We start from the raw sequence: 13828 nt of genomic DNA, 5'->3' as shown, positions 1-13828 counted from the left end.
CAGAGCAAAACCCCCGGGATCGTTGAGATTCCGGGGGTTTTCTGTTTTTCGGGGTCCGGTGCCGGGCCGCGGAGAACGCCGGGCACCTCCGCTGCCGCAGGACCGCGCCCGGGAACGCGCCCGGGTGACACGCACCCAGCCACCCGGGCCGGACGGGGTGGCTTGTAGGATCACATCTAGAGCGCCGTCCTAAGTCAATCGCCCGAGCACGGAACGAAAGATGCAGACCCGATGACAGAGAACACCCCTGCCGCTGCCGAGCAGGCCCTGCCAAGCCGGCGTGCCCGCCGGGCAGCACAGAACTCAGAAGGGCCCGGAGTAGGCACTGACAGCGTGCGTGAGCGTCCCGAGCCCGCGGCACCGCAGGCGGCGGCCCCCGGGGCTGGGACGGCGGAGCCGGCAGGGCAGGCCGCTGCCGATTATGAGCAGCCGCTGACCCGCCGCCGGGCACGGGCAGAGCTGCGTTCCTGGGGCACTGGATCCGCTGCCGCCGGAAGCGCCGGCGTTCCCGAGCCGCCCGTCCTGCTGATCGAGCAGGAACCCGTTCACGGCGATGTTCCTGAAGAGCCCGGTGAGCATCAGGATGCAGCGACGTCCGGCCGGGCTGAGCCCGGGACGGATGCGGACCTCCAAACTGCGCCCGAAGCCGAAGCCGAAGCCGAAGCCGAAGCCAAACCCGAAGCCGAAGCCGAACCCGAACCTGAACCTGAGCCGGACGCCGAAGCTGAGCGGGAAACCGCTGCCGGCGCAGAACCCGCAGCGGAACCCGAAGCGGTGGCCGCAGCGGAACCCGAAGCGGTGGCCGCAGCTGAACCCGATCCGGCCGACCCTGAAGCCGGGCCAGAACCCCGGACCGGGGCCATTCCCGCGCCGGAGGAAGGGTCGGAGCACGCCGGCGACGGACAGCGGCGCGCTGTTGTGCTGCCTGAATTGCCCGTGGCACCGCCTGCCGGCTCTGCGCAGGAAGCCGGCGATACTTCCGCGGACACCGCCGCGGCTGAGGGAAATGAAGCGGATATCGAAACCGAAACGGCTCGGCCGGCAAAGGAACCCGGACAGGGGGCTGAATCTAGTGAGGTGGAAGGTCCTGCAGATACCCGTGAGCCGGCACAGCAGGCTGGTCAGCCTGACGGGCTGCCGCTGGACGCTGTCCTGATGCCCTCAGATCTGCGGGAACGTACCCGTCTGGCGGTCCGCGGTGAACCCAACGACGTCCGCCGGGCAACCTTCCTGGATACCCAGACAGCCAAGATCCCCGCAACCCGCGGTTTTCGGGGGTTCCTCGCCTCGCTGGGCATCCGGATCTCGCCCTCGGCCCGCGAGCTCGACGAACGCCAGGACACCCGCACGGTCAGCCAGCACTGGCCGGGCCCGCGGACCATCTCCGTGGTCAACGGCAAGGGCGGGGCGAACAAGACTCCCACCACCGTGATGCTCGCTGCCATTTTTGCCCGCAACGGCGGCGGGCCAGTCCTGGCTTGGGACAACAATGAGACCCGCGGGACCCTTGGCTGGCGTACCGAGCAGGCCCAGCACGACGCAACGGTCATGGACCTGCTCCCGGAAACCGGCCTGCTGCTCTCTCCGGCAGCGCAGTCGGCCATGCTGGCTAAGTTCGTGCACCACCAAACGGACGACAAATACGACGTTCTGCGTTCCAACCCGAATGTGCTCGCATCCGAGCAGAAAGTCACCCGGGCAGACTTTGATGCCCTCCACGCGGTGGCTTCGAAGTACTTCCGCCTGAACATCGTTGATTCGGGCAATGACGAAAGCGCCGAGCGCTGGCTGCGGATGATTGACCACACCGACCAGCTGGTCATCGCTACCACCACGGTGGAAGAGCACGCAGAGGCTGGTGCCCTGCTGCTGGAGGCGCTGCAGGAACGCGGCGGCCGGTACGCCGAACTGGCGCGCGGCGCCGTCGTCATTGTGTCCCAGGCTGACCGCAACGGCACCGAAGCGCAGGCCCGCAGGGTGGCCGAAGCCTTCAAGGTGCTGGCGCGTGCTGCAGTGACCATTCCCTACGACCCAGCACTGGTGAAGGGCCAGATCCGTTATGCCTCGCTGCGGCCTGCCACGCAGCGTGCCTGGCTGAAGGCAGCAGCGGCGGTTGCCGGAGGCCTGTAGGAAGATCAGCTTGCTTAGTATCCCCACTTTTTCCTAGGGTAGAAGGCAGCGGCGGTTCAGACCGGACCGCCAGACCACGAACGGAGGCAAAATGTCAGCACATGATATTTCCGGCAAGAAGGTCGCTTTCCTGCTCACGGACGGCGTGGAGCAGATCGAACTCACCAGCCCCTGGAAGGCAGTTCAGGAAGCCGGCGGATCGCCGGTCCTGGTTTCACCGGCCAGCGGCACCCTGCAGGGCTTCAACGGGGTGGACAAGGCAGACACGTTCACCGTTGACCTGGACGTAGCGGATGCCAACGCTGCGGACTTCGATGCACTTGTCCTGCCCGGCGGCGTCGTCAACGCAGATTACCTGCGCGTGAACAAGGACGCCCAGCGCTTCGCCCGGGACTTCTTCGAAGCGGGCAAGCCGGTGGCAGCGATCTGCCACGGACCGTGGCTGCTGATCGACGCAGAAGTAGTGAAGGGCCGGGACGTTACGTCCTTCCATACCCTCGCCACCGACCTGCGCAACGCCGGTGCCAACTGGAGCGACGAGGAAGTGGTGGTGGACCAGGGACTGGTCACGAGCCGTACCCCGGATGACCTGGACGCGTTCAACGCCAAGGTCGTTGAAGAGATCTCCGAGGGGCAGCACGCGGGCCAGCACGCCTGACGTTTCCCCGCTTTCACTCCGCCCCGGATGCCCACGGCATCCGGGGCGGAGTGCTGTCCGGGCCCTGCCGGTACGGTGTGCGGGTTGACCAGCGGATTGGATGAGACGTCCAAGTCCGTTTTCCCCTCAAGTACCTAGGGTGGTGGAAACCGTCCACACCGCTGCCCGCGGAAACCCCGGGCAGGGAACAGGGGAGTGCCGCAGTGACCAGCATTGAGAACGAACCGTCGGGGCAGCGTCCGCTTGAAGGAATCCTGGTGGCCGATTTCTCCCGGGTGCTGGCCGGACCGCTGTGCACCATGACCCTGGCGGACCTTGGTGCACGGGTGATCAAAGTTGAACGACCGGGAAGCGGGGATGACACGCGCAGCTGGGGCCCGCCCTGGTCCGCCACCGGCGCAACCTACTTTGAGTCCGTGAACCGGAACAAGGAATCTGCCTGCCTGGACCTGGGTGATGAAGAGGGCAGGCAGCTAGCCCGCGAACTGGCGCTGCGGGCCGACGTACTGGTGGAAAACTTCAAACCCGGCGGAATGGACCGGCTGGGGCTGGGGTACACGGAACTGAGCGCCGCCAACCCGGGACTGGTGTACGCCTCCATTTCCGGTTTCGGGGACCGCGGAGGACGCGAGCTGCCCGGTTACGATTTTGTGGTGCAGGCCCTCGGCGGCCTGATGAGCATCACCGGCGAGGAAGGCGGAACCCCGCTGAAGGCCGGAGTTGCCCTGGTGGACGTGCTGACGGCCAAGGACACCGCCATCGCCGTCCTGGCGGCCCTGCAGGCCCGCCGGACAACCGGCCGCGGCAGCCATCTGAAGCTGAACCTGCTCTCCAGCCTTCAGGGTGCGCTGGCGAACCAGGCGCAGGCCTACCTTGGCGCCGGTGTGGTGCCGGGCCCCATGGGCAACGCCCACCCCTCGATCGTCCCGTACCAGCTGCTGGCCTGCGCTGACGTACCTCTGGCCGTGGCGTGCGGCAATGACGCTCAGTTCGCCCGGCTGGCCCGGGAACTGAACACCCCGGAACTGGCAGCTGATGAGCGGTTCGCAACCAACAGTGCGCGCGTGCAGCACCGCGAGACGCTGATCCCGCTGCTTGAGCGCTGCCTGGCAGCGGCACCGGCGGCGCACTGGCAGGAACGCCTGAGCCGTGCCGGGATCCCGGCCGGCAAGGTATCCGGCATCGATGAGGGCATCGCCTTCGCGGAATCCCTGGGCCTGAACCCGGTGCTTGAGGTCCGGGATGCCGACGGCGCCGCGGCAGGTCAGCAGATCCGCCACCCCGCCCAGTGGGAGCCTGCGCTGGCTCCGCGGGCCGAAGCCCCGCCGAAGCTGGGACAGCACACCGAAGAGATCCTGAACTGGCTCCGGGAACCTGCCGCCGTGCCGGAACCGGAGGACTACCTTTCGCGCTGACGCAGCTCCAGCCACAGCGGCGCGAAAACATCCGGGTCATCCAGATCCACACCCAGCAGGGAGGACGCCAGCGCAATGCGGTGGCGCAGGGAGTTCCGGTGCACCCCCAATGCCCGGGACGCGTTCTCCCAGTGGCCGCGGTGACGCAGATACTCAGTGACCGTTCCGGCCAGATCGGCCCGGGGGTACGCCAAGAGCGTCCGTACCCAGGCCTCTGCAGCAGCGTGGGCAGGGCCGGCCGTTCCGGCGAGGGTGCCGGCCGCAGCCTGGGCCAGGGCCCGGCGCAGCCCGGGCAGCACGGCGGGCACCTCTGTCAGGCTGACCGGATCACTGACGGCGCCGGACAGCTCCGGGATCTCTGCCGCCGGGGTCCGGGATTCCCGCTCCGGGCGGTCTTCCGCGGGCAGAAGGACGTACAGCACGCCGTCGCGCTCGTGGCGCAGCGAGCACCCGGTCAGGTCCTCTGGAAGCGGTGGAACCCCGGGCGCCGGTTTCAGGGCCTGCGCTGCCCCCAGCAGATCCTCCGCCCCGGTTCCCGGCCCCGGACCGGCGCCCTCACCTGCCGCCAGTGCCAGCACCCGGACGCGGCGCGGCAGCTCGGGATGGCCGGCGTCTTCGGCCAGAATCCGCGCGGCTTCGGTATGGCCGTGGAGCACCAGCTTGGCAACCGCGCCCTCCAGTACGGCGGCTGCACCGGAAGCAGCTTCGCGCTGGCGTGCCTTCAGCGCCAGAAGGGTGCAGACGGTCATGATGACCTGCCGGTCCGGGGCAGCGAGCTTGCGTCCCGGACCCACGGCCAGGAATCCGTGAATTTTGCCGCCGGCAGCAATGGGGTACTCAACTACCGGCTGGCCGTGCAGCTCGAATGTCGCGGCCGAATGGGTGCCGGCCCGGTTAAGCCGGATCGTCTCTTCTCGAAGCAGCGGCAGCAGGGCACCCGTGCTCTCCGGCCAGTAGCGCACGGGTTCCGTTCCGGAGGACGGAAGGAAGGCGGCCCAGCCGCCCAGAGCCTGGGCGAGGCCGCGGATGACGGCTGCGGCACCTCCGGGCCGCATGGCAGCCTGCGCCAGCGACGTCTGGGTTCCTAAACTGCCCAGCAGCTCCGCCTGGCCGCTGCGGGCTGAGAGTCCCCAGTAGGACCGGGAGACGTTCTGGAAGGGAACGCCGTCAGGCACGGCGAGCAGATGGATCTGCGCTTCGTCGCAGGCAGCGGAGAGGTACTCCGGCACTTCGGCGAGCCAGGGCCCCAGCCCGATGCCAAGCGCGTGGACGCCCCGGGAGCGGAGGCGCTCAACGTACTGCCGGGTCGCTGCGGGATTGCCTCCCAGCGGCATACCCGTGGTCAGCAGCAGCTCCCCGCCGTCGAGATAGGGGGTGGGATCCACAAGTTCCGAGACATGGACGCCGGTCAGTTCACGGGCCGGCAGGGAGCGTCCTTTGACGGGAACCAGATGCGCTCCAAGGACGGCGCAGAGCTCAGAAAGGGAAACCATGGGATAAATCATCCGGTATCCGGGCTAAATCTGGCCGGAATGCTCAATGACGCATGTCGCACCCGTCCGTAGCGTGTGCTCATGACTTCAACCGCTCCCGCCGGCGAAACCACACTGGCGCAGTCCCGACACCTCGAAACCACGGTTCCAGGCCCGCGTTCCCGCCAGCTGCACGCGCAGCGGCAGGACCAGGTGAGTTCCGGATTCGGCACCGCACTGCCGGTCTTCATAGAACGGGCCGACGGCGGAATCCTCCAGGACGTGGACGGGAACCGTCTCATTGATTTCGCCTCCGGAATTGCAGTGACAAGTGTCGGTGCGGCGAATGCCCGGGTCCGGGAGCGGGTTGCGGCGCAGCTCGAAAAGTTCACCCACACCTGCTTTATGGTCACTGAATACGATTCCTTCACCCAGGTCTGCCGCTGGCTGAACGAACACACCCCCGGGGACTTCCAGAAGCGCACGGCCCTGTTCTCTACCGGCGCCGAAGCCGTGGAAAACGCCGTCAAGATTGCCCGCGCCGCTACCGGCCGCCCCAACATCCTGGTGTTCGACGAGGCCTACCACGGCCGCAGCCTGCTCACCATGGCGATGACGGCCAAGGAGAACCCCTACCGGCTCAACTTCGGTCCGCTGCCGGAACAGGTGAAGCGCGCACCCTCAGCCAATCCGCTGCGTCCGGCGCGGGAAGCACAGCCGGGAGCCGGAGCCGCCGAGGCTGCGCTGGCAGGAGTTGAGGAACTGCTCGCCGAGCACGGCCCGGAAACCTTTGCCGCCATGGTGATCGAACCCATCCAGGGCGAAGGAGGCTTTGTGGTTCCCGCCCCGGGCTTCCTGCAGGGACTGCGCGCGCTGGCGGACAAATACGGCATTGTCCTCGTCATGGACGAAATCCAGGCCGGCATGGGACGCACCGGAGCGCTGTTCGCCAGCGAATACGAAGGCGTAGCCGGAGACATCACACTCAGTGCCAAGGCTCTGGCCGGCGGCCTTCCGCTCTCCGCCGTCACCGGCCGGGCGGAACTGATGAACGCCGTGCACACCGGCGGCCTGGGCGGAACCTACGCAGGCAACCCGCTGGCCTGTGAAGCCGCGCTCGCCGTGTTCGAGGAGTTTGAGGACGGCCGCCTTCTGGCTAACGCCCGGGCCATCGAAGACACCGCCCGGGACGTTCTGGAACCCCTGGCCGAAAGTGTTCCAGCCATGGCGCAGTTCCGCGGCAGGGGAGCGATGCTCGCCCTCGATTTCGCCGACCCCGGCAGCCTCGAACCGCGTCCTGATCTGGCCCAGGCCATCTCTGCCGCCTGCCACGCCCAGGGAGTCCTGACTCTGACCTGCGGCACCTACGGCAACGTCATCCGCCTGCTGCCACCGCTGGTCATCGGACCGGAGCTGCTGCGGGACGGGCTCCAGGTGCTGCGCACAGCAATCCTGGAAACCTCCGGCACGGCCGAGGCCTAAATACCTCCCAGCATTCCCGCCCAAACCCCGCCGGCCACCGCCGGCAGTTCGAAAGAGAAGAACCCCATGAGCACCACAGCAACCCCGGCCACCCAGGCCCTGGACCCCTCGGACCTGATCAGCTTCGATTCCCTGCTCAGCAGCGAGGAACTGGCACTGCGTGCGAAGGTCCGCAGCTTTGTGGACGAAGCAATCCGGCCCAACATCGCCGGCTGGTTCGAAGCCGCACATTTCCCGCTGGAGATCGTTCCGGAAATGGGCAGGCTGGGGCTGCTGGGAATGCACCTGCACGGCTACGGCTGCGGCGGCCGTTCCGCGGTGGAATACGGGCTGGCCGGAGCAGAGCTTGAAGCGGGGGATTCAGGGCTGCGGACCTTCGTCTCCGTTCAGGGGTCCCTGGCCATGAGCGCCATCTCCAAATGGGGCTCCGAGGAACAGAAGACCCGGTGGCTGCCCGGCATGGCCCGCGGTGAAGAAATTGGCTGCTTTGGCCTCACCGAGCCCACCGCAGGTTCCGATCCCTCGGCCATGAAGACGTTCGCCCGACGGGATGGCGAGGACTGGGTCCTGAACGGCACCAAACGCTGGATCGGTCTGGCCAATGTCGCTTCGGTGGCTGTGATCTGGGCACAGACGGACGACGGCATCCGCGGGTTTGTGGTGCCGACGGACACCGCCGGGTACGCAGCCGTGACGATCGAGCCCAAGCTGTCCATGCGGGCCAGTGTCCAGTGCGAAATCGAGCTGACCGACGTGCGGCTGCCCGCCGACGCCGTCCTGCCCGATGCCCGCGGCCTGCGCGGCCCGTTCTCCTGCCTCAACGAAGCGCGCTACGGAATCATCTGGGGCTCGATGGGTGCTGCCCGGGACTCCTTCGAAGCGGCGCTGGCCTACTCCAAGGAACGGCTGCAGTTCGACAAGCCGCTCGCCGGATACCAGCTCACCCAGCAGAAACTCGTGGACATGGCACTGGAAATCAACAAGGGATTCCTGCTGGCCCTGCACCTGGGCAGGCTCAAGGATGCCGGCGCGCTGGCGCACCACCAGATCTCGGTCGGCAAGCTGAACAACGTCCGGGAAGCAATCGCCATTGCCCGCGAAGCCAGGACCATCCTGGGCGGGAACGGCATCACCCTGGACTACTCACCGCTGCGCCACGCCAACAACCTCGAATCGGTGCGCACCTATGAGGGTACGGACGAAGTCCATACCCTCATCCTCGGCCAGCACCTCACCGGCGTTCCCGCCTTCCGCTAACCGGCCCGCAGAACTAAGGAGAAACCCTTGGCCAGCAATACCCCCGCCGCCGAACTGCGGCAGTTCATCGCCGGCAAATGGGAAGACGGCGGCGGCGCAGAGCTCGTCTCCTCCAACCCCGCCCGGCCCGCAGAAACGGTGGCCGCCGGAGCGCAGGCCTCGCCGGAGCAGCTGGAACGGGCCGTCGAAGCTGCAGCAGATGCTGCCCGCGCCTGGGCGGCTGCGCCCATGCACGAGCGCGGCGCCGTCCTGCTCCGCGCAGCGGCACGGCTGGAGGCGGCAGCGGATGGGCTGGGCCTGGAGCTTGCCCGGGAGGAGGGCAAGACCCTCGCCGAGGGCAGGGGAGAGGTGGCCCGCGCTGCGCAGATCCTGCGCTACTACGGCAATGAGGGGGACCGTGCTGCCGGAGAGATGTTCTCTTCACCCCGGCGAGGGGAGCAGATCCTGGTGGTCCGCAAGCCGCTGGGCGTGGTCGGCGTCGTCACGCCCTTTAACTTCCCCATCGCGATTCCGGCGTGGAAGATCGCCCCGGCGCTGGTCTACGGCAACACCGTGGTCTGGAAACCGGCCAGCGCCGTACCACTTCTGGCACAGCGCCTGGCGGAAGCCCTGGACGAAGCCGGACTGCCCAAGGGCGTCCTGAACCTGGTGATGGGGCCCGGCAAGCTGGGCACGGCCATAGTGGAACACCCGCTGCTGGACGGACTGACTTTCACCGGCTCCACCGGAGTCGGCCGGAGCCTCGCCGCCGCCGGTGCCGCCCGGGGCGTCCCGGTCCAGGCCGAAATGGGCGGTAAAAACGCCGCTGTTGTGCTGGCCGGCGCTGACCTAGACCTGGCCGCCGAGCAGGTGTTGTTCGGCGCCTTCCGGTCCACCGGCCAGAAGTGCACGGCAACCTCGCGGCTGATCGTGGAGGAGTCCGTGGCCGGGGACTTCCTGGCCCGCCTCACCGCCCGGCTCGGAGACTGGAACACGGGAGACCCCACAGAGGCGTCAGTGCAGATGGGGCCGCTGGTGTCCGCTGCCGCTGCCCGGGACGTGCGCGCGGGAATTGATGCTGCCCTCGCCGGCGGTGCCCGCCTGCTGTTCCAGGGCGGAATGCCCGACGGCGCCGGGGCTGAGTCGGCGTTCGTTCCGCCGGCGGTCCTGGAGCTGCCCTCCGACGCGGACGCCGCGGAGTCCAACCCGGGCTGGACCGAGGAGTTCTTCGGTCCGGTGCTGGCCGTCCGCCGGGCCTCCAGCGCGGACCAGGCCTTCGAATGGGCAGGCCAGGGAGAGTATGGCCTCTCCGCCGCCGTCTTCACCCAGGACGTTACCCGCGTCCTCGACGCCGTGGAGGGCATCGACGTCGGCATCCTGCACGTGAATTCAGAATCAGCCGGCGCCGATCCGCATGTTCCGTTCGGCGGAGCCCGGAAATCCGGCTACGGGCCCAAGGAACAGGGCCAGGCTGCTAGAGAATTCTTCACCCACACCACCACCGTCTACCTGCGCGGAGGCACTCCCGCCTAGGCTGCTCCCACGTAAGAAACACCGGCCGGCACCACCGGCTGACCGCCAGTTCTGCACCACCTTCAGCACCGCTCACTGCACCGCAACATAAGGGGTAATCACATGGCTCGATCAGAGGTGGACGCCGCCAAGGCCGAACCGTCACTGTTGAAGGTCCTGGGCAACTGGGACGTCCTGGCACTTGGCTTTGGAGCCATGATCGGCTTCGGCTGGGTGGTGCTCACGGGAGACTGGATATCCTCAGCCGGAACCGTGGGTGCCGCACTCGCCATGACCGCGGGCGGTCTGATCATGGCCGTGGTGGGCCTGACCTACGCCGAACTGGTCGCCGCGATGCCCAAGGCAGGCGGCGAGCACAACTATCTGCTCCGCGGCATGGGACCGCGCTGGTCCTTCATTGGTTCCTGGGCCATCACGGGCGGGTACATCAGCATTGTCGCGTTCGAGGCCGTGGCCCTTCCGCGCACCGCGACCTACCTGTTCCCCAACCTCAACGCGGTGCCCCTGTGGGAAGTGGCGGGGGACCAGGTTCACCTGACTTGGGCGCTGGTAGGCGTAATTGCCGCCGTCGTTATTACCGGCATCAATATCCTGGGCGTGAAGCAGGCCGGGTTTGCGCAGACCTTTGTGGTCCTGCTGCTGCTCATCATCGGCCTCATGCTGGTCTTCGGGTCCTTCACCGGCGGATCCGCAGCAAACATGGAACCGTTCTTCACCGGCGGCATGGGCGGATTCTTCGCCGTCCTGGTAGTGGTTCCGTTTATGTTCGTCGGCTTCGACGTCATTCCCCAGTCAGCCGAGGAAGCCAAAATTCCGCCCCGGCAGATCGGACGGCTGGTGGTCATCGCTGTTCTGCTCGCCACGGTCTGGTACGTCGGCGCGATTCTCACGACTTCATCCGCCATGCCGGCCAGCGAGCTGGCCGGCGCGGACATCGCGACCGCGGATGCCATGGGCGCCCTGTTCAACAGCGACACCATGGCCAAGGTGCTGATCGCCGGCGGCATTGCCGGGATCCTCACATCCTGGAACTCGCTGCTGCTCGGTGCGTCGCGGCTGATGTACTCAATGGCGCGCTCCGGCATGCTGCCGGCCTGGTTCGGGCAGCTGCACCCGAGGTACCGCACCCCCGCGAACGCGCTGCTGTTCATCGGCGGCATCTCCGTGCTGGCTCCGTTCTTCGGCCAGAACATGCTGGGCTGGCTGGTGGACTCGGGTTCGCCCAGCATCGTGATCGCCTACGCGATGGTATCCCTGGTCTTTGTGCTGCTGCGGACGCGTGAACCCAACATGGAACGTCCGCTGCGGATCGGCGGCCGGGGCAACGGCGGGCGGATCATTGGCCTGGCTGCATTTGTCCTGTGCCTGGGCCTGCTCTCGCTCTACCTGCCCGCGATGCCCGCCGCCCTGGGAGCCGCGCCGTGGCTGATGTTCGGGCTCTGGTGGGCGCTGGGCATGGTGTTCCTCTTCCGGATTCCGGCTGGGATCACTCCCGGCGTCGACGCCGAGGAGAACCTGCTGGCGCGCCTGGCGGTGCGGAGGTCCCGGCGGTAAGCGGCCGGCGGCAGGGTCCGTCCGCCTTTCGGTTTCAGGAGCCGCCGGCATAGTCCGGGCGTTCGAGCAGCCGAGACACTGCGTAGCCAATGACGAGACCCCAGAAGGCCGGGTGAATGTTGAAAAGACTCAGCCCGGAGATGGTCACTACGAAGCACACCAGGGATCCCAGGGTGAACGTCGTGGCGAAGGCAGTTATAAAGGCCTGCTGAAGCGCCCGGAGCATGGCGATGCCTCCGAGGGCCAGGATGAATTCTGTGGGGGCGGCGAGCATAAGCCGGGTAAGAGCTGGTGCCAGGACTGCACACGTCATGGCAAGAATGCCGAAGACCACGGCGGATGTGTACTGCCGTTCCCGGGCCCCGGAGGAGGTCATCAGGGCGTTGGTTGGTCCCGTTACGCAGGCCGAAACGGCGCCGCAGCAGGCATTGACGACGGAGAACACGCCGGAAACGACGGCAAAGACATTAACCGGCGGCTTGTGCCCGGCGGCGCGCAGCACTGCGATGCCCTGGCCGTTTTGGACAAAGAGCACGCTGAGGGAGAGCGGCAGGAGCAGCTCGAGCTGGGCAGCCCAGGTGAATTCCGGAACGGTGAAGACGGGCATGGCAAAAACCGGGCCGTTCCCAAGGGGAGTGAACTGGCCGCTTGCTGCTACCGCGAGACAGCCCGCGGCGAGCGTACCGAGCACCGGCGGGAGAACCTTACCCAGGGCCGGCACTGCCGTCAGGATCAGGAATGCGGCCACCATCGGGAGCGCTACAACGGGGTTCCCCTGTGCGGCGGCAACAACGTCCGTGCCGAATGTGAGAAACACAGCGGCCACCATGGCCATGACGATGGGCATTGGGATCGCTGCCATCATTGCCCGCACGAGGCCGGTTGCGCCCAGCACGAGGATAAGAATTCCCGAGGTGAAAAACGCACCAACAACCTCCGGAAAGGACAGATGCTGCAGGGACGGGCCCAGGAGGATGGTACCGGGGATAGACCAGGCGAAACCCAGCGGCTGCCGGTACAGGAGAGACACAAGCAGGGTAGCCGCCCCGCCCGAGAGCAGGATGCCGAAGACCCAGGATGCCAGTTCACTCTGGGACAGTCCTCCCGCCACCCCAACCGCGAGGGTAACCGCAATGGGGCCGGAGGCGGTGAAGATAAGACCAATTACCCCGTTGGAAACATAGGGAAGGCCGAGGTCACCAAGTACCTGGCGTGCGCCTGCCGGCCGAACTCCGGGACGTTCAAGTAACGGCTGGCGTGCCTCTGGCGCAGTTGCCTCCGTGAGCGGCATTGCTGGTTGGTTTGGGCGGAATACGGGCATTGTGGCTCCTGGCATCTGGCGCATCAACAACAAGGCGCTCCGGAAACCCTGTTCCGGAGCGCCTTCGGCAGTTGAGCGGCTCGCTCGGCACTGCTGGCTAGCGGCTGTTCTCCTGCTTGTGCTGGCCGTCCTTGGCCAGGACGTAGTCGTACACCGCTTCTTCACCGGGCTGGCCGTCCGTGCGGGGCCGGGGATCGAGCATAAGCTCCGGCTTGACTGCGGAGGCGATGTCGTCGGCGTTGTGGGGATCGTCGGGGAAGTACAGCTGCTGGGTCACGGGCTGGTAGCCAGGCGCGGATACCTTGATATGGATGTGCGCCGGACGCCAGGCGTGCCACCCTGCAGCATTGATCAGCTGGCCGCAGGCTCCGTCGGTGGGAATCTGGTAGGGCGCCGGGCGCATCGTGTTGATTTCGAAGTGGCCATCGTCGTCTGCCATGACTGTGGCACGGAAGAGCCAGTCGGGAAGCCCCGGGGCGTACTGCGAGTAGAACCCGGCGCTGTCCGCATGCCAGATCTCCACCTGGGCGTTCTTGAGCGGGTTGCCGTCCGTGTCCGTGAAACGGCCACGGAAGAGCAGGGGAGTGCCCTGCTCATCCTCACGCATCTCAAGGGTGGCCGGTGTCTTGAGCACGGGGGAGTCCTGTACGTAGTACGGTCCCTCGATGGTGCCGACAGTGCCGGGGCGGTCCTGGGAGTTCACGTCCTCCACTGTGTGTTCCAACCACACATCGAGGAACAAGGGCCATTCCCCGTCTGTCCCCACTTTGATGAGCCAGGCTTTAAGCGCGTTGTACTCCTCGTACGTGACTTCATGTTCCACAACGATGTCATTTGCGGCTTTGATCAGGGCCCCTGCCAGCAGGCTGACCCGCTCCTTGGGCACATCCAGCCGGGTGAGCTTGCCGGAAGCCGTGAAACGCTCGGTCGCTTTGGAGCCGGCTTCACCGGCAGTGCCCTCAGTCTCGTTGCGGGCGTCGGCGTGGGTCTCAGTCATGGTGCTCTCATACTCCTTCTTGACGTGGGC

The 13828-nt window shown here is 66.9% G+C and carries 10 protein-coding genes; 7 read left to right on the top strand and 3 right to left on the bottom strand.

Translation table 11 applies throughout. From position 1 onward, the window contains the following. Nucleotides 1-231: 231 nt before the first annotated feature. The 3 genes from ACWGQ2_RS05015 to ACWGQ2_RS05005 all read left to right on the top strand — a co-directional run bounded on the left by ACWGQ2_RS05015 (nucleotide 232) and on the right by ACWGQ2_RS05005 (nucleotide 4203). Complete coding sequence (locus ACWGQ2_RS05015) at nucleotides 232-2130, top strand: AAA family ATPase (protein WP_452014922.1); 1899 nt, start codon at nucleotides 232-234, stop codon at nucleotides 2128-2130. Between the two features lie 91 nt (nucleotides 2131-2221). Continuing rightward, on the top strand, nucleotides 2222-2788 hold the full coding sequence (locus tag ACWGQ2_RS05010) for a type 1 glutamine amidotransferase domain-containing protein (RefSeq protein ID WP_452014920.1): 567 nt from the start codon (nucleotides 2222-2224) through the stop codon (nucleotides 2786-2788). A 212-nt stretch (nucleotides 2789-3000) separates the two neighbouring features. Then, the gene (locus ACWGQ2_RS05005; RefSeq protein WP_452015358.1) at nucleotides 3001-4203 is read left to right on the top strand and encodes a CaiB/BaiF CoA transferase family protein; all 1203 of its coding nucleotides are present in this window, start codon (nucleotides 3001-3003) and stop codon (nucleotides 4201-4203) included. Here the strand turns inward: ACWGQ2_RS05005 and ACWGQ2_RS05000 are convergent. Beyond that, nucleotides 4188-5696: a PucR family transcriptional regulator gene (locus ACWGQ2_RS05000; protein WP_452014918.1), complete on the bottom strand. Its 1509-nt coding sequence runs from the start codon at nucleotides 5694-5696 to the stop codon at nucleotides 4188-4190. The genes ACWGQ2_RS05005 and ACWGQ2_RS05000 overlap by 16 nt on opposite strands. Nucleotides 5697-5777: 81 nt before the next feature. Between ACWGQ2_RS05000 and ACWGQ2_RS04995 the strand changes: the two genes are divergently transcribed. From ACWGQ2_RS04995 to ACWGQ2_RS04980, 4 genes are all read left to right on the top strand, one after another. Continuing rightward, nucleotides 5778-7157, top strand: coding sequence for an aminotransferase class III-fold pyridoxal phosphate-dependent enzyme (locus ACWGQ2_RS04995; RefSeq protein WP_452014916.1), 1380 nt, complete (start codon nucleotides 5778-5780; stop codon nucleotides 7155-7157). 66 nt (nucleotides 7158-7223) lie between these two features. Next, a complete protein-coding gene (locus ACWGQ2_RS04990; RefSeq protein ID WP_452014914.1) occupies nucleotides 7224-8414 on the top strand; it encodes an acyl-CoA dehydrogenase family protein in 1191 nt (396 codons plus the stop codon). 27 nt (nucleotides 8415-8441) lie between these two features. Further along, complete coding sequence (locus tag ACWGQ2_RS04985; RefSeq protein WP_452014912.1) at nucleotides 8442-9926, top strand: aldehyde dehydrogenase family protein; 1485 nt, start codon at nucleotides 8442-8444, stop codon at nucleotides 9924-9926. A gap of 102 nt (nucleotides 9927-10028) precedes the next feature. Next, nucleotides 10029-11480 (top strand): APC family permease, encoded by a 1452-nt coding sequence (locus tag ACWGQ2_RS04980; protein ID WP_452014910.1) that lies wholly within the window; start codon nucleotides 10029-10031, stop codon nucleotides 11478-11480. 34 nt (nucleotides 11481-11514) lie between these two features. On the opposite strand, the gene ACWGQ2_RS04975 is transcribed toward ACWGQ2_RS04980, so the two are convergent. Both ACWGQ2_RS04975 and catA read right to left on the bottom strand, forming a co-directional pair. Further along, nucleotides 11515-12771 carry a benzoate/H(+) symporter BenE family transporter gene (locus ACWGQ2_RS04975; protein ID WP_452014908.1) on the bottom strand — a complete coding sequence of 419 codons (1257 nt, stop codon included), beginning with the start codon at nucleotides 12769-12771 and terminating at the stop codon, nucleotides 11515-11517. Between the two features lie 127 nt (nucleotides 12772-12898). After that, nucleotides 12899-13798, bottom strand: coding sequence for a catechol 1,2-dioxygenase (catA, locus tag ACWGQ2_RS04970; RefSeq protein WP_452014906.1), 900 nt, complete (start codon nucleotides 13796-13798; stop codon nucleotides 12899-12901). Nucleotides 13799-13828 lie beyond the last annotated feature (30 nt).

The organism is Arthrobacter sp. NPDC055585 (assembly GCF_053619115.1).
The sequence above is the reverse complement of the archived record's forward strand: the minus strand, read 5'-3'. Positions and strand labels throughout refer to the sequence as shown.

Coding starts and splice junctions, on each gene's coding strand:
- ACWGQ2_RS04975 (WP_452014908.1), bottom strand. CDS start 12,771: ATGCCGCTCACGGAGGCAACTGCGCCAGAGGCACGCCAGCCGTTACTT.
- ACWGQ2_RS04980 (WP_452014910.1), top strand. CDS start 10,029: ATGGCTCGATCAGAGGTGGACGCCGCCAAGGCCGAACCGTCACTGTTG.
- catA (WP_452014906.1), bottom strand. CDS start 13,798: ATGACTGAGACCCACGCCGACGCCCGCAACGAGACTGAGGGCACTGCC.
- ACWGQ2_RS05010 (WP_452014920.1), top strand. CDS start 2,222: ATGTCAGCACATGATATTTCCGGCAAGAAGGTCGCTTTCCTGCTCACG.
- ACWGQ2_RS05000 (WP_452014918.1), bottom strand. CDS start 5,696: ATGGTTTCCCTTTCTGAGCTCTGCGCCGTCCTTGGAGCGCATCTGGTT.
- ACWGQ2_RS04995 (WP_452014916.1), top strand. CDS start 5,778: ATGACTTCAACCGCTCCCGCCGGCGAAACCACACTGGCGCAGTCCCGA.
- ACWGQ2_RS04990 (WP_452014914.1), top strand. CDS start 7,224: ATGAGCACCACAGCAACCCCGGCCACCCAGGCCCTGGACCCCTCGGAC.
- ACWGQ2_RS05015 (WP_452014922.1), top strand. CDS start 232: ATGACAGAGAACACCCCTGCCGCTGCCGAGCAGGCCCTGCCAAGCCGG.